The sequence below is a fragment of the Amycolatopsis sp. PSD-21 genome, from assembly GCF_055561455.1.
In genome coordinates this window covers 942,996-958,427 of sequence record NZ_CM145712.1, presented here as the reverse complement: position 1 = coordinate 958,427, position 15,432 = coordinate 942,996, and the positions used below count along the sequence as shown (strand labels likewise).

Sequence of the window (15,432 nt, the reverse complement as noted above, 5' to 3'; positions counted from 1 at the left end):
CTCCAATCACGCGAGTTACGCCTTCAATCACGCGAGATCGCGTAACCGGGTCGCCTCGTCCTGCGCCGCCATCACCTCGTCACCGTGCCGGAACGCCCACTCCCCGAAGGCCTCGATAGGCCCCAGCAACGTGGCCCCGAGATCGGTCAGCGAGTACTCGACCTTCGCCGTCCGCCCGCAGTCGCGCCTGCTGACCAGGCCGTTGAACTCCAGCCGCCGGACGGTCTCCGTGAGCACCTTCGTGCTGATCCCGCCGAGCCGTCGCCGCAGTTCGGCCGGGCGCAGCGGCCCTTCGCGCAAGGCCCACAGCACGACCGGGTTCCACGTGTTCGCCATCAGGTCGAAGGCCAGCCGGGCCCGGCAATCGGCGAGGAAGACGTCGTTCATCGGACCTCCGGTAACCATTCGGTACCCGCGCGGCTTTCTACCGTCGTGCTGTCCACTCGATCTTAGGGAGCAGCACATGCGTATCGGTATCTTCGGCGCGGGCGGGATGGCGGAGGCGCTCGGCGGCCAGTGGGCCAGGGCCGGGCACGAGGTGATGGTCGCCGCCCGCGACCGGGCCAAGGCCGCCAGGATCTCCCCGCTGGTGGGGAATTGGGAGGAGACCGCCCGCGCCAGCGACGTGATCCTGCTGGCCGTTCCCGCCGCGTCGGTACCAGAAGTCCTTGCCGCCGCGGGGAATCTCGCCGGGAAGGTCTTGATCGACTGCACCAACGCGGTCGGCCCGGGCGCCACGCTCACGGTCCCCGACCAGGCCGTTCGGATCGCCGCCGCCGCACCGGACGCGCACGTGGTCAAGGCGTTCAACCTGTGCCACGTGGACGTCTGGCGGATGACGCCCCCGGTGTTCGGCGGCCGTCCGCTGGCGGTGCCGATCTGCGGCGACAAGGTCGGCGAAGTGAGCGAACTGATCCGCGACATCGGCTGCGTTCCGCTGGTCGCGGGCGGCCTCGACCGGGCCGCGCTCATGGAGGCGACGATGGCGTTCACGGTCGGGCTCTGGTTCGACGGCCACGACGCCCAGGCCTGCTTCCCGCCCCTTCCGGTGTGATTTCAGGGTCGTCCCCGATGCGCCGGGCCGGTGGTTCAGGCGACCGTGTCCGGCATGGGGACGAGGACCTGGCGGCAGCTGACCGTATGGCTGCACGTCGTCACTTCGGTCGGCTGGATGGGACAAGCGCTGGCGCTGTTCACCCTCTTGGTGATCGGCCGCACGAGCGAGGACGGCGGGATCCGCGTCGCCGCGACGTCGATGGCGCACGAGATCGACACGTTCCTGCTGGCGCCGCTCGCCAACGCGTCCGCGTTCACCGGTTTCATGCTCGCCGCGGCGACGGCGTGGGGATTCGCCCGGCACTGGTGGGTGCTGGCGAAGTTCGCGATCACGCTCGTCCAGCTCTACGCCGGGATCTTCCTGCTGTCGGGCGCTTTACGGGATTCCGTCGGCAGTGAGCCGCCGCCGCTGGCATTGACCGCCGGGACGGCGCTGATGGCGAGCGCTTTGGCGTTCCAGGCGTGGCTTTCGGTGGCGAAGCCGTGGGGCAAGGTCCGCTCGGGCGCGAAGCTGCCGACGGCGCCGACGTGGGTGTTCGTCGTCGCCGTCCTCGCGCCGCTCACCGACATCACGGTGGGCCTGCTCCTGGGCTATCCGCTGCCGGCGTTGTCGCTGATCGTGCTGATCGTTCAGCTGGTCCGGCGCCGGCGGCTGCTGCTCGTCACCCGGCCGAAAGCCCCAGCTGGTCCACCGCCGTGATCCGGATGACCGCCGAGCCGGCCTCGTCCGAAGCCGCCAGATCGACCTCCGCGCTGATGCCCCAGTCATGATCGCCTGCCGGATCGTCGAAGATCTGCCGCACCCGCCAGACCTCCTTCTCCTGCTCGATGATCAGCAGCTTCGGCCCGCGCGCGTCCGGCCCGATGCCGAGCGTTTCGTGCTCGTCGAAGTAGTCCTCGATGGCGTCTTCCCACGCGTCCGCGTCCCAGCCCGAAGCGGCGTCCAGCTCGCCCAGTGTGTCGTAGGCACGCCGCGACGCCAGCTCCACCCGGCGGAACAACTCGTTGCGCACCAGCACGCGGAACGCCCGCTCGTTCCGCGTGACCGCGGGCGGCTCGGACGGCGGCCGCGTCGAAACCGGGCCTTCCTCTTCAGGGTGCCGCAAGGCTTCCCACTCGTCGAGGAGGCTGGAGTCGACCTGGCGCACCAGTTCGCCGAGCCATTCGATGAGGTCCTGCAACCCCTCGTTCTTGGCCTCGTCGGGCACCGTGTGCCGCAGCGAGTCGTAGGTGTCGGTGAGGTACCGCAGCACCAGCCCTTCCGAGCGGGCCAGCTGGTAGAAACCGATGTACTCCACGAAGTTCATCGCGCGCTCGTACATGTCGCGCACGACGGACTTCGGCTTGAGCTCGTAGTCCTCGACCCACGGATGCCCTTGCCGGTAACGGGAATACGCCGCCTCCAGCAGCTCCTCCAGCGGCTTCGGGTACGTGACGTTCTCGAGCAGTTCCATCCGCTCGTCGTACTCGATGCCCTCGGCCTTCATCGCCTGCACGGCCTCGCCGCGCGCCTTGAACTGCTGCTGCGACAGCACCGGCCGCGGGTTGTCCACAGTGGATTCCACAATGGACACGACGTCGAGCGGATAGGACGGCGAATCGACGTCGAGGAGCTCGATCGCCGCCAGCGCGAACGGCGAAAGCGGCTGGTTCAGCGCGAAGTCGAACTGCAGGTCCACGGTGAGCCGGACGATGCGGCCCTGTTCGTCGGGCTCGTCGAGCCGTTCCACGACCCCGGCCGCGAGCAGCGCGCGGTAGATCGCGATCGCGCGCAGGATCAGTTTCCGCTGGGCGGGACGGTCGGAATGGTTGTCCTCCAGCAGATGCCGCATCGAGTCGAACGCGTTGCCCGGCCGGGAGATGACGTTCAGCAGCATCGAGTGGCTGACGTGGAAACTCGACGTCAGCGGCTCCGGCTCGGCCGCGATCAGCCGGTCGAAGGTGCTCTCCGTCCAGTTGACGAACCCTTCGGGCGCCTTCTTGCGGACGATCTTCTTTTTCTTCTTCGGATCGTCGCCGGCCTTCTCCAGCGCCTTGGCGTTTTCGACGACGTGGTCCGGCGCCTGCACGACGACGTAGCCATCGGTGTCGTAGCCCGCGCGGCCCGCGCGGCCGGCGATCTGATGGAACTCGCGCGCCTTGAGATGCCGCTGCCGCACGCCGTCGTACTTCGTCAGCGCCGAGAAGACCACTGTGCGGATCGGTACGTTGATGCCGACGCCGAGCGTGTCGGTCCCGCAGATCACCTTCAGCAGCCCGGCCTGCGCGAGCTGCTCGACCAGCCGCCGGTACTTCGGCAGCATCCCGGCGTGGTGCACGCCGATCCCGTGCCGGACCAGCCTCGACAGCGTCTTCCCGAACCCGGCCGAGAACCGGAAGTCGCCGAGCATCTCGGCGATGGCCTCCTTCTCCGCCTTCGAGGTGACGTTGATGCTCATCAGCGTCTGCGCGCGCTCGATCGCCGCGGCCTGCGAGAAGTGCACGACGTACACGGGCGACTGCCCGCCGTTGAGCAGCTCGGACATCGTCTCGTGCAACGGCGTCAGCGCGTAGCGGAAGGTCAGCGGCACCGGCCGCTGCGCCGAGGTCACCACCGCGGTCGGGCGGCCGGTCCGGCGGGTGAGATCTTTTTCGAAGAACGAGACGTCGCCCAGCGTCGCCGACATCAGCACGAACTGCGCTTTCGGCAGTTCCAGCAGCGGCACCTGCCAGGCCCACCCGCGATCCGGCTCCGAGTAGAAGTGGAACTCGTCCGCGACGACCTGGCCGACCGGCGCGTCGGCACCGAACCGCAACGCCATGTTCGCCAGGATCTCCGCCGTGCAGCAGATGATCGGCGCGTCGGCGTTCACCGCCGAGTCACCGGTCATCATGCCGACGTTCTCGGCGCCGAAGATCTCGATGAGCTGGAAGAACTTCTCCGAGACGAGCGCCTTGATCGGGGCCGTGTAGTAGCTGCGGCGGCCGTGCGCGAGCGCGGTGAAGTGCGCTCCGACGGCGACCAGGCTCTTTCCCGAGCCCGTCGGCGTCGACAGGATCACGTTCGCTCCGGAGACCACCTCGATGATGGCCTCTTCCTGCGCGGGGTACAGCTCCAACCCGCGCTCGGCCGTCCAGGTGGAGAAGGCTTCGAACAGCGAGTCGGGGTCGGGATCCGCAGGCAGGAGGTCTGTAAGTGTCATCAGAAGACCTATCGTGCCATCCGTTGGTCGCTTCTTGCCCAGGGGTGATCGCGCCCTCCGCCGGAAACCCGTAGGCTTCGCGGTACCGCGCACCTATCGGGCAGCATCACCCGGTCGCGCGCACACAGGCGGTAATCCGAGAGGGCTTAGGAATGGCACAGGACATCATCCCGATCGAACTCGGCCTGCCTCAGGGTGACGTCGTCACCCTCTGGGCGCCGCGCTGGCGGGAAGACGGCGAGGAGTGGGAAGCCTTCCTCGGCGACGAGGAAGACCTGTATGCCTTCCCGGACGCCGCGCATCTCGCCGCCTTCGTGCGGACCTCCGAGCAGCACGACCTGCTCGACCACCCCGCGTGGGAGGTCGTCCCGGCGCTGAACGTGCCCGAGCTCATCCCGGACGACGACCACACCTACGACCTGGTCGGCGTCCCCGAGCTGGTCGCCGAGAAGCCGGACCAGTGGACGCTCGGCGAGCTGGCCGAGATCATCGGCATCGTGCGTTCGCTCGCGGACGTGTGCGAGCTCGAAGAGGTCCACGAAGTCCTCGACGCGCACGAGAGCTTCTCGCTGCTGGACCAGGGCACGCTGCCCTTCTCCGGCCGTGACGGCGAGCGCCTCTGGGCGGACCTGTCGCAGGCGGTCTCCGAGAAGTGGGACACCGTGCTCGACGCGATCGACGGTCTCGTGACCGTCCCCGACGTCGACGAGAAGGTGCTGGAGCAGACGGCGGAGGAGCTCGCGACCTTCCTCGCGGAGTCCGCCGAGGCCGAAGCGGCCGCCGTCGACGAAGACCTCGTGGACGTCGACGACGAGGACGAGGAAGACGACGAGCCCGTCGGCTTCTGGGGCGAGGTCGGCATCGACCCGATCAAGATCATCACCTCCGGCGCCGAGTACTACACGCTGCGCTGCTACCTCGACGACAAGCCGATCTTCCTCGGCAGCGAAGGTGAGATCGACGTCTTCACCTCCGAGAAGGCCCTCATCCGCGCGATCGCGGACGGCAAGGAGCTGGCCGGCAACGACCTCGCCGAAGTGTCCACTTGGGACGAAGTGACCACGAAGGCCACCGCGGGCGAGCTCGAGATCGAGGTCGACACCGAGAACACCTACGTGCTGAACGGGATCGCCGAGGACATCGCCGAGGGCCCGGAGGCGATCGACCCGACGCAGCTGGAGCTGGCCGTCGAGCTGATCACCGACGCCGCCGAGTGGGCCGACGACGACAGCGTCGAAACCGCGCTGGCCGCCAACGAAAGCCTCGGCTGGCTGGTGTCGTTCGTGCTGCGGCCGGACCCGTCGCGCCTCGAGCCGAGCGCTCCGTTCGACGCCGAGCAGTCGGAGTGGCGCAAGCTCGTCGAGACCTTCGAGAACCGGCTCACGGTCATCTGATCCATCCCGCGAAAGGGCCCCTCAGGTTCGCCCTGAGGGGCTCTTTTCGTGTCTGACGGGCACCAGCGCCACGGCCAGGGCGGGGAAGACCGCGGCCACGCAGAACGCCAGCGCGTACCGCGAATCGCCGATCACCAAGCCCAGCAGCGGCGGTGTCAGTGCCGCGGCGATGTTCTGCCCGGTGTTCTGCGTGCCCATCGCCCGCCCCGCCCAGGCGAGCCCGGCCATCTCCGCCGACGCGGTGAACCCGAGCCCGTTGTCGGACACTGTGATCACCGCGGCCAGCACGAGCGCGAGGAGCACCAGCCACGGCCACGTCGCGTCCCCGAGCGCGACCAGCAGCATCACCGCCGCGCTCGCGACCGCCAGCTGCCGCATCGGCCGCAGCCTGCTGCCGGCGCGGTCGGACCAGTAGCCCGACGCGATCCGGCCCAGCGCGCCGAGGATCTGGACGGCGCCGGCGAACCAGCCCGCGGACGCCGGCGTCCAGCCGTGCACCGTCACCAGGTACACGGGGGTGAACGCGGACACCGCAAACTGCGGGACGACGAGCAGCGCGCTCGCGCCGTGGACCCGCCACAAGGCCGGCTTCCGGTACGGCGACGGCGGTTTCTCCGTCTTGCCCGCCGGGGCCTCCGGTCGCGGCGGATCGACCAGCAGCCAGGCGACCAGGAGTGCGACACCGATCGCGGTCAGCGCGGGCAGCATGAGCGAGACCTGGAAACCCCAGCGGTCCGCGAGCGGCGGGAGCCCGAAGGCCGCGACGCCCACCCCGAGCGGCTGGGCCATCTGGCGGATGCCCATCGCGAGGCCGCGTTCGGCCGGACGGAACCAGCCGAGGACGGCCCGGCCGCTCGCGGCGTTCACTGACGCGGTGCTCGCGCCGGCGAGCAGGAACACCCCAAAGAGGGTCACGAGCGAGTGGTCACCGATGGCCGCGTACACGAGGAGTAACCCCGAGACGCCGAGCCCGATGGCCATTACCAAACGCTCTCCGTAACGGTCCGCCGCCGCACCCCACAAGATCAAGGTGAACAACAGGCCAAGGCTCGGCGCCGCGACCACGGTGCCCGCTTCGGCCAGCGAGAGCCCCTCCGCACGCTGCATCGACGGCACCAGGAACGGGATCCCGTAAAGGAACGAACAGCTCGCGGTCTGCGCGGCGAGGCCGAGCGCGAGGATGAGCCAGCGTCGTTTGCCGCCGATCCTCACGTCCACGACCTGCGTCATCTTCGCCACCGTTTCACTATATGGGAATCAACTCCTACATAGTGAACAATAGTTGGCTATGCTAACGAACGCAAGGACGCGTAGCCGGGCTTGATGACCGTGTTGATGATGTCGAGCCGCTGGTCGAAATCGAGGAAGGCGGATTTCATCGCATTGATCGTGAACCACTCGAGATCGGCCAGTCCGAAGCCGAAGGCCTCGCTCAGTGCCGCGAATTCGCTGGTCATCGAGCAGCCGCTCATCAGCCGGTTGTCGGTGTTGACGGTGACCCGGAACCGCAGCCTGGCGAGCAGTCCGATGGGATGTTCGCCGATCGAGCGCGCCGCTCCCGTCTGGACATTGGACGTGGGACAGATCTCGAGCGGGATCCGCCGGTCGCGGACGTAGGCGGCCAACCGTCCCAAATGGACCGTGCCGTCGCTGTCGGTCTTGATGTCGTCGACGATGCGCACGCCATGGCCCAGCCGCTCCGCGCCACAATGCTGAATCGCCTCCCAAATGGACGCGAGCCCGAACGCCTCCCCGGCATGAATCGTGAAATGCGCATTATTCGTCCGCAGGAACTCGAATGCGTCGAGATTTCTGGTCGGCGGAAATCCGTCTTCCGGTCCGGCGATGTCGAACCCGACCACACCGGCGTCGCGGTAGCGGACGGCGAGCCCGGCGATCTCGAGTGCCCTGGCGTGCTGGCGCATCGCGCAGAGCAACGTCCCGACGCGGATCCGGCCGCCGCCGTCCGCCACTCTCCGTTCACCTTCGGCGAATCCGGCCTGAACGGCCTCGACCACCGCATCGAGTGACAGACCGCGTTCGACGAAGAGTTCGGGGGCGTAACGCACCTCGGCGTAGACGACGCCGTCGGCCGCGAGGTCTTCCACCGCTTCGGCGGCCACTCTGACCAGCGCTTCCTCGGTCTGCATCACGCCGCAGGTATGCGCGAACGTCTCAAGGTACGAGACGAGGGAGCCGGAATCGGCCGCGTCGCGGAACCAGCGGCCCAGTTCGACGGGATCGCCGGTCGGCAGAGCCTGATACCCGGTCTGCTCGGCGAGCTCGGCGACCGTGGCCGGCCGCAATCCGCCGTCCAGGTGGTCGTGGAGGAGAACCTTGGGAGCGCGGGCCAGTACCGCCTCCGGGACGCGTGGTCTGCTGCTTTCAGAGGACATACGTAACGGTAACCAGCCTGTCATTCCCCTACATGGCGGTAAGTCTCATGCTTGACTTAACCCTCGGCTTTGTGGATCACCGGCTGAATCGGCCATCAGGGCAGAGCTCGGCATTGTCCGATACCCGGGGGCCATACGCAGAGCAATTCCGCAATGGATAAGCTTCACGTCACGTCCCTCCCATTTCCCCGCCCACGAAGGACACCGCAGTGACCACTGACAACCACATTGCAGCCCCGTCCTTCGACCGGATGCGCAACATGCTGGTGCGCGCGGCCGAAGTGCGTGAGAGCGAACAGCAGCAGATCTTCGACGCGCTCGACGACATCTACGCACGTCTGGCCCCCGTCGACTCGCTCGGCGCGGTGCGCAAGCGGCTCTCGGAGATGCCCGACCGCACCGAGACCAGCGTGCTCGCCGAACGTCTCGACGAGACCATGTCGCGGCTCGAAGCGCAGGACACCGCGATCGCCGCGCTGACCCGCGCCGTCGAAAGCATCGTCGACAAGCTGGCCAAGCCGTTCGCTCAGCTCGACGGCCGCCTCGACGGGATGGCCGCGCGCCTCGAAGGCGTCGGGGGCCGGATGGACGGGCTCGAGGACAAGCTCCAGAACATCCACCGCCGTCTCGACGAGCTCGGCGCGCACCTCGACAAGCAGGACGTGAAGACCGACGCGCTACCGCAGTCGGTGATCGGCCCGGTGCGCGAGCGCGTCGAGCAGGCCGAGTCGACCCTGCGGGACCGCGTCGACACCGTCGACCGCGAGCTGCGCACCCGCGTCGAGAACCTCGACAAGGCGACCAAGGAAAGCCTCACCGCGAACACCGAGGCGCTGAAGACCGCGCTGACCGAGACCGGCGAGATGATCGACGCGTCGGAGCGGCTCGACGGCCTCGGCGACCGCCTCGAGAAGGTCACCTCGCGGCTCGACGACCTGGCCGAGCGGCTCGACAAGGTCGAGGACGGCTTCACCGGGCGCCTCGGCGACCTCGACGGCTCCATCCGCTCCGGCCTGTCGAAGGTCGAGAGCACGCTGCAGAAGCAGCCGGACACCGACTCGGTCGACTCGCTGGTGCGCAAGAGCAACGACGAGTCGGTGCGCCGCATCGGTGGTCAGCTGGACGAGGCCATGGCGACCTTCGCGGAGCTGATGCTCGGCGGTGGCCCGGCCATGCAGCAGATCTCGCCGCCGCCGCCCGCCCCGCGTCAGCCGCGCCGCAGCTCGCGCAACGGCCGGGCGCCCAAGGCGGCCGACGCCAAGGCGAAGGCCGACGGCGCCGACGAGACCACCGACTGACGCTCTCTCGCTTCGCGCGATGAAGGCCCCCTTCCCACGGCTTCGCCTGGGACGGGGGCCTTCACGCTTCTCGGCCCCCTCCGCGCCGACCTGCGTTTAGCGGGCTAAACGCGATCCGCAGGGCCCTGACGTTGCGAAAGCCACTTTCGCAACGCTGAAGGTTGCGAAAGTGGCTTTCGCAACGCGTCGGGCCCGGGAGGCGCCACCCGAACGTCCCTCCCGCCGCACAGATCGCGTTTAGCCCGCTAAACGCAGGTCGGCGCCGGGGGCGCTGGGCCGGGAGGGCGGCCGTGGTGAGCGGACGCTGGTCGTCTCAAAGGTGCCCTTCGGGGCATCGGGCCGAACGCCAGGCGGAGCACACCAGAAGTACATGAAGGCCCCCTTCCTGTACCTAGGCGCAAGGAAGGGGGCCTTCATGTACTTCCAGGCCCACCGGATCGCGTTTAGCCCGCTAAACGCAGGTCAGGGCCGCACGGTCTCCAGGACGAGCGAAGCGGAGGCCGAAGGCCCAGCGGAGCTGACCGCGTAGGCGTCTTCGAGCGCAGCGAGAGCCGAAGGAACAGCGTCCGGCGTATCCGTGTGCAGCTCCAGCAACGGCTGCCCGGCCGACACGGCATCGCCCGGCTTCGCCAGGCACAGCACGCCGGCCGCGGCCTGCACCGGGTCCTCCTTGCGCGCCCGCCCGGCGCCGAGCCGCCAAGCGGCGACCCCGACCGCATAAGCGTCCAAACGCGACAAAACCCCATCGGCGGGCGCCGGAACCACGTGCACATGGCGAGGCCGCGGCAAAGCGGCCTCCGGATCCCCGCCCTGAGCGGCGATCATCCGGCACCAAGTCTCGTAAGCGCGGCCAGAAGCCAGCACCGACGCCGGGTCCACATCGGACAATCCCGCCAGCGCCAGCATCTCCCGCGCCAAAGCCACGGTCAGCTCGACGACGTCGGAAGGGCCGCCGCCGCGCAGCACCTCGACCGACTCCGCGACCTCGATCGCGTTGCCGACGGCATGCCCCAAGGGCACGTTCATGTCCGTGATCAGCGCCGTCGTCGCGACACCGTGCGCGGTACCGATCTCCACCAACGTCCGCGCGAGTTCACGGGCCTGCGGAAGCGTCTTCATGAACGCGCCCGAACCCGTCTTCACGTCGAGCACGAGCCCGGCCGAACCCTCGGCGATCTTCTTGCTCATGATCGAGCTCGCGATCAGCGGGATCGACTCCACCGTCGAAGTCACGTCCCGCAGCGCGTACAGCTTCTTGTCCGCCGGAGCCAGCCCTTCAGTGGCCGCACAGACCACCGCGCCGACCTCGTCGAGCTGCCGGACGATCTCCGATGTCGACAAAGAGGCACGCCAGCCGGGGATCGACTCCAGTTTGTCCAGCGTCCCGCCGGTGTGCCCGAGCCCGCGCCCGGACAGCTGCGGCACGGCCGCGCCACAAGCCGCGACGAGCGGAGCCAGCGGAAGCGTGATCTTGTCGCCGACGCCGCCGGTCGAATGCTTGTCGATCGTCGGACGGCTGACCTTCAGATCCAGCCGCTCCCCCGACGAGATCATCGCGCCGGTCCAGCGCGCGATCTCGCCGGAATCCATCCCCCGCAGGAAGATGGCCATCGCGAGCGCGGCCATCTGTTCCTCGGCGAGGTCGCCGCGCGTGTACGCGTCGATCGTCCAGTCGATCTGCTCGTCGGACAGCCGTCCGCCGTCCCGCTTCGCGCGGATGACGTCGACGGCGGCGAACCCGTTCACGGCAGGTCGTCCGGCCCGAACGCGTCCGGCAGCACCGAGGACATCGGCAGGATGCCGCTCGGGGTGTCCACCAGGCAGTCGGATCCGCCGTGCTCGAACAGGATCTGACGGCAGCGCCCGCACGGCATCAGCAGATCACCGGCGCCGCTGCGGCACGCGACGGCGACGAGCTTGCCGCCGCCGGTCAGCCGCAGCTGTCCCGCCATCGTGCATTCCGCGCACATTCCCAAGCCGTACGAAGCGTTTTCGACGTTGCAGCCGACGACGATCCGGCCGTCGTCCACCACAGCGGCGACGCCCACGTGCAGACCCGAGTACGGCGCGTACGCCGACTTCGCCGCCTCGACGGCTTGAGCCCGCAAGGCTTCCCAGTCGTACTCCGCCATGTCAGTCCTCACCTCGCCGATAGGTGGCGCCGATCGCCTTGGGCGGCCGCAGCCGCTGCGAAGCCACCGCCAGCACGATCAGCGTCACGAAGTGCGCGGTGTACGGGATGAGGTCGCTGGGCAGGTCGTCGTTGGTCCAGTAGATCGCGTACAGCGCGACGGCGCCGACGACACCGAGCGCGGAAGCGATCCACTGACGGCGGAACAGCTGCACCGCCACGATCACGGCCAGCAGGATCACCGCGCCGTACAGCAGCGCGAGCACCGCGGTGCCGCCACCGGCGAGCTGGAGGCCGTCCGCGTAACCGAACAGCGCCGCGCCACCGAGCAGGCCGCCCGGCCGCCAGTTGCCGAAGATCATCGCCGCGAGGCCGATGTAGCCGCGGTTGTTGGTCTGGTTCTCCAGGTAGTCCGCACCGCCGGCGAGCAGCACGAGCGACGCGCCACCCATTCCGGCGAGCCCGCCGGAGATGATCATGGCGATGTACTTGTGCAGGTAGACCTTCACGCCGAGGGATTCGGCCGCGACCGGGTTCTCGCCGCAGGACCGCAGCCGCAGGCCGAACCGCGTCCGCCACAGCACCAGGTAGCTGATCGGGACCAGCGCGATCGCGATCATCGTCAGCGGCGCGACCTCGGTGACCAGGCCGTTGAGGATGCCGGCGAGGTCGGAGATGAAGACGCGCTGCATCTTCTCCAGGTCCGAGAGCCAGTCCGAGAGGAACGTCGCCGAATAGGTGTCGAACTTCGGCACCGGCGGCGACTGGCGCGGGTTCCCCGAAAGCGGGGTGAACACCAGGTTCGCCAGGTACTTCGCGACGCCGAGACCGAGCAGGTTGATCGCCACACCGGAGACGATGTGGTTGACGTTGAAGGTCACCGTCGCGACGGCGTGCAGCAGCCCGCCGAGCGCGCCGAACACGACCGCCGCGATCAGCCCGGCCCAGACGCCGCCGTGGTACGCGCCCCAGGCGGCACCCCAGGTGCCGAGGATCATCATGCCTTCGAGGCCGATGTTGATCACGCCCGCGCGTTCGGCCCAGAGGCCGCCGAGCGCGCACAGCAGGATCGGCAGCGCCAGCCGCAGCGCGGTGTGCGCGGTGTTGGTCGAGGTCAGTGTGTTGACGCCGGTCGCGTACGACGCGATCGCGAGCACGCCGACCGCCAGCAGTCCCCAGATGGCGCCCTTGAGCCAGCCGGGGATACGGCGCTTCGGCGGTTTCACCGGCATGGTGGTCCCGCCCGTGTTGGGCGAAAGAACGTCCGCGGTGGTCACACCGCACCTCCCTCGGACACGCTGGAACCCTTGCGGCCGTTGCCTGCCAGCGCGCGACCGACGCGACGCTGTTCGGCGGCCAGGTCCGCGCGGCGCACGATCTCGTACGCGATGACGACCGACAGCACGATCACGCCCTGCATGATCGTGGCGATCTCTTTGGACACGTTGATCTGTTCCAGCGAAACGGCGGACCGGTCGAGGAACGCCCACAGCAGGGCGCCCAGCGCGATCCCGGCCGGGTGGTTACGCCCGAGCAGGGCGACCGCGATCCCGGTGAAGCCGTACATCTGGGTCGAGGTGATGCCGTAGCTGAAGTCGCGGCCGAGCAGTTCCGGCATCGCGACCAGACCGGCGACGCCACCGGAAAGCAGCATCGCGATCAGCGTCATCTTCTTGGCGTTGACGCCACCCGCCGCGGCGGCCGTCGTCGACTCACCGGAGGCCTTGAGCTCGAAGCCGAACCGGGTCCGGTTGAGCATGAACCAGTAGGCCCCGCCGATCAGCGCCGCGATGACCACGAAGCCGAACAGCTCACCGGACCCGATCGGGATTCCGGGGATCCGGCCGGTTTCGGCGATCTCGCGGGTGGCGATGTTGTTGCCGGTCTGCACGCCGAACTGGTCCGCGTTGACCAGGAACGCCACGATGCCGCCGACGATCGCGTTCAGCATGATCGTCGAGATGACCTCGGAAACGCCCCGGGTCACCTTCAGCACGGCCGGGATGGCCGCGTACAGCATGCCGCTGAGCACCGCGACGACCAGGATCGCCAGCACGTGGATCACCGGGGGCAGCTGCAGCGCCCCGCCGATGATGGCGGTGACGATGGCGGCGAACCGGTACTGGCCTTCGACACCGATGTTGAACAGGTTCATCTGGAAGCCGATGGCCACCGCGAGCCCGGACAGGTAGTAGACCGTCGCGAGGTTCACCGTGTCGACGGCGGTCGAGCCCTTGAAGAGCTGGCCGATCATCGTGCCGTAGGCCTGGAGCGGATCCGCGCCCGAAATGATCAGCGCGATGGCCGTCAGGATGACGGCGAAAACGATCGCGAGCAGAGGCGGCAGCAGCCTCGTACGCCAGGAACTCACGCTGCACCTTCTTCAGTGTCTTCGGAGGCACCCGTCATAGCGGAGCCCAGTTCCTGCGGGGTCACGGTCGCGGGGTCGGCCTCGCCGACCAGTCGTCCGCGCAGCATGACCTGAATGGTGTCGGAAAGCCCGATCAGCTCGTCGAGATCGGCAGACACCAGCAACACGGCCAGCCCGGCCGCCCGCGCCTGGCGGATCTGTTCCCAGATCAGCGCCTGCGCGCCGACGTCGACACCGCGCGTCGGATGCGACGCGATCAGCAGCACCGGATCACCGGAAAGTTCGCGCCCGACGATCAGTTTCTGCTGGTTACCACCGGAAAGCGCGGCCGCGGGGACGTCGATACCCGGCGTGCGGACGTCGTACTCCTCGACGATGCGGCGGGTGTCCTCACGCGCGCCGGCGATGTCGAGCAACTGTCCTTTCGCGACCGGCTCGCGCGTCTGGTAGCCGAGGATCCGGTTGACCCACAAGGGTTGCGTGAGCAGGAGGCTGTGCCGCGTGCGGTCTTCGGCGATGTAGCCGATCCCGGCCTCGCGGCGGGCGAGCGTCCCCAGTTTGTGCAGCTCGACGACCTTGCCGTCGACCTCGGTCAGTTCGATCCGGCCGCCGCCCTTGCGCATGCCCATGATCGTCTCGACGAGTTCGGTCTGGCCGTTGCCCTCGACGCCGGCGATCCCGAGCACCTCACCCGCGTGCACGGTGAAGGAGATGTGGTCGAGCACGTTCCGCTCGGACCCCTCGACGCTCAGGCAGACGTCGTCCAGGCGGAGCACGGGCCGATCGGTCACGGTGGACTCGCGGGTCTCCGGGCTGGGCAGCTCCGAGCCGACCATCATCTCGGCCAGCTGGCGCGAGGTGATCGTCTTCGGATCCGCCGTGCCGACGGTGGTGCCGCGCCGGATCACGGTGACCGTGTCGGCGATCGCGCGCACCTCGTCGAGCTTGTGCGAGATGAAGATGAAGGTGAAACCGTCCTTCTGCATGGCGCGGACGGTCTCGAACAGCGCGTCGACCTCCTGCGGCACGAGCACCGCGGTGGGCTCGTCGAGGATGATGATCCGCGCGCCGCGGTAGAGCACCTTGACGATCTCCACGCGCTGGCGGTCGGCGACGCCGAGCTCTTCCAGCAGCGCGTCCGGGCGGGCGCGCAGGCCGACGCGTTCGGCGAGTTCAGCCAGCTTCGCCCGCGCCGCGCGGCCGATGCCGTGCAGGTTCTCCGCGCCGAGGAAGACGTTCTCCCCGACGGTCAGGTTGTCGGCCAGCATGAAGTGCTGGTGGACCATCCCGATGCCGGCCTTGATGGCGTCCTGCGGGTTGCGCAGTTTCACCGGTTCGCCGTTGATCGCGATGTCGCCCTCGTCCGGCTGCTGCATGCCGTAGAGGATCTTCATCAGGGTCGATTTGCCCGCGCCGTTCTCGCCGCAGACGGCGTGCACCTCGCCCTTGGTGACGGTGAGGTTGACGTCGGAGTTGGCCACGACACCGGGGAACCGCTTCGTGATCCCGGTCAGCTGCACGGCCGGTTCACCCCGGTCGGGGGCGTCGGTGACCTCGGCCTGGGGAGCGCTCATGGAAAAGCCATCCAGTTCTGGGGTAAACAG

Annotated in this window: 13 protein-coding genes; 4 read left to right on the top strand and 9 right to left on the bottom strand. The window is 68.5% G+C overall.

What is annotated here, in order from left to right; translation table 11 throughout:
* Window positions 1–27 precede the first annotated feature (27 nt).
* Window positions 28–387, bottom strand: a complete 360-nt coding sequence (locus tag ACZ1DY_RS04945; RefSeq protein WP_126735254.1) for a winged helix-turn-helix transcriptional regulator — start codon at window positions 385–387, stop codon at window positions 28–30.
* On the opposite strand from ACZ1DY_RS04945, the gene ACZ1DY_RS04940 reads away from it, so the two are divergent.
* Window positions 326–1,054, top strand: coding sequence for an NADPH-dependent F420 reductase (locus ACZ1DY_RS04940; RefSeq protein WP_465483718.1), 729 nt, complete (start codon window positions 326–328; stop codon window positions 1,052–1,054). The genes ACZ1DY_RS04945 and ACZ1DY_RS04940 overlap by 62 nt on opposite strands.
* Before the next feature lie 54 nt (window positions 1,055–1,108).
* Window positions 1,109–1,756, top strand: coding sequence for a hypothetical protein (locus ACZ1DY_RS04935; protein WP_465483717.1), 648 nt, complete (start codon window positions 1,109–1,111; stop codon window positions 1,754–1,756).
* Here ACZ1DY_RS04935 and ACZ1DY_RS04930 read toward each other — a convergent pair.
* Window positions 1,719–4,238, bottom strand: coding sequence for a DEAD/DEAH box helicase (locus tag ACZ1DY_RS04930; RefSeq protein WP_465483716.1), 2,520 nt, complete (start codon window positions 4,236–4,238; stop codon window positions 1,719–1,721). The two genes, ACZ1DY_RS04935 and ACZ1DY_RS04930, sit on opposite strands and share 38 nt — an antisense overlap.
* A gap of 152 nt (window positions 4,239–4,390) precedes the next feature.
* On the opposite strand from ACZ1DY_RS04930, the gene ACZ1DY_RS04925 reads away from it, so the two are divergent.
* The gene (locus ACZ1DY_RS04925; RefSeq protein WP_465483715.1) at window positions 4,391–5,632 is read left to right on the top strand and encodes a primosomal protein; all 1,242 of its coding nucleotides are present in this window, start codon (window positions 4,391–4,393) and stop codon (window positions 5,630–5,632) included.
* 21 nt (window positions 5,633–5,653) lie between these two features.
* Here ACZ1DY_RS04925 and ACZ1DY_RS04920 read toward each other — a convergent pair whose 3' ends face one another.
* A complete protein-coding gene (locus tag ACZ1DY_RS04920) occupies window positions 5,654–6,862 on the bottom strand; it encodes an MFS transporter (protein WP_465485823.1) in 1,209 nt (402 codons plus the stop codon).
* Window positions 6,863–6,918: 56 nt separating this feature from the next.
* Window positions 6,919–8,028, bottom strand: coding sequence for an adenosine deaminase (locus tag ACZ1DY_RS04915; protein WP_465483714.1), 1,110 nt, complete (start codon window positions 8,026–8,028; stop codon window positions 6,919–6,921).
* Window positions 8,029–8,237: 209 nt separating this feature from the next.
* On the opposite strand from ACZ1DY_RS04915, the gene ACZ1DY_RS04910 reads away from it, so the two are divergent.
* A complete protein-coding gene (locus ACZ1DY_RS04910) occupies window positions 8,238–9,326 on the top strand; it encodes a PA containing protein (protein WP_257489163.1) in 1,089 nt (362 codons plus the stop codon).
* A 462-nt stretch (window positions 9,327–9,788) separates the two neighbouring features.
* Here the strand turns inward: ACZ1DY_RS04910 and ACZ1DY_RS04905 are convergent, their stop codons facing one another.
* Genes ACZ1DY_RS04905 through ACZ1DY_RS04885 form a run of 5 tightly spaced genes read right to left on the bottom strand, consistent with a single transcriptional unit; the run spans window position 9,789 to window position 15,402 of the window.
* Window positions 9,789–11,072 carry a thymidine phosphorylase gene (locus tag ACZ1DY_RS04905; RefSeq protein ID WP_465483713.1) on the bottom strand — a complete coding sequence of 428 codons (1,284 nt, stop codon included), beginning with the start codon at window positions 11,070–11,072 and terminating at the stop codon, window positions 9,789–9,791.
* Entirely contained in the window at window positions 11,069–11,458 is a 390-nt protein-coding gene (locus ACZ1DY_RS04900) for a cytidine deaminase (RefSeq protein WP_378277627.1), read from the bottom strand. Before ACZ1DY_RS04900 ends, ACZ1DY_RS04905 begins: the two co-directional genes overlap by 4 nt.
* 1 nt (window position 11,459) lies before the next feature.
* The gene (locus ACZ1DY_RS04895; RefSeq protein ID WP_185927262.1) at window positions 11,460–12,734 is read right to left on the bottom strand and encodes an ABC transporter permease; all 1,275 of its coding nucleotides are present in this window, start codon (window positions 12,732–12,734) and stop codon (window positions 11,460–11,462) included.
* Window positions 12,731–13,828: an ABC transporter permease gene (locus ACZ1DY_RS04890; protein ID WP_126735262.1), complete on the bottom strand. Its 1,098-nt coding sequence runs from the start codon at window positions 13,826–13,828 to the stop codon at window positions 12,731–12,733. Before ACZ1DY_RS04890 ends, ACZ1DY_RS04895 begins: the two co-directional genes overlap by 4 nt.
* Window positions 13,825–15,402, bottom strand: coding sequence for an ABC transporter ATP-binding protein (locus ACZ1DY_RS04885; RefSeq protein WP_257489166.1), 1,578 nt, complete (start codon window positions 15,400–15,402; stop codon window positions 13,825–13,827). The genes ACZ1DY_RS04890 and ACZ1DY_RS04885 overlap by 4 nt, the downstream gene beginning before the upstream one ends.
* Between the last annotated feature and the right edge of the window lie 30 nt (window positions 15,403–15,432).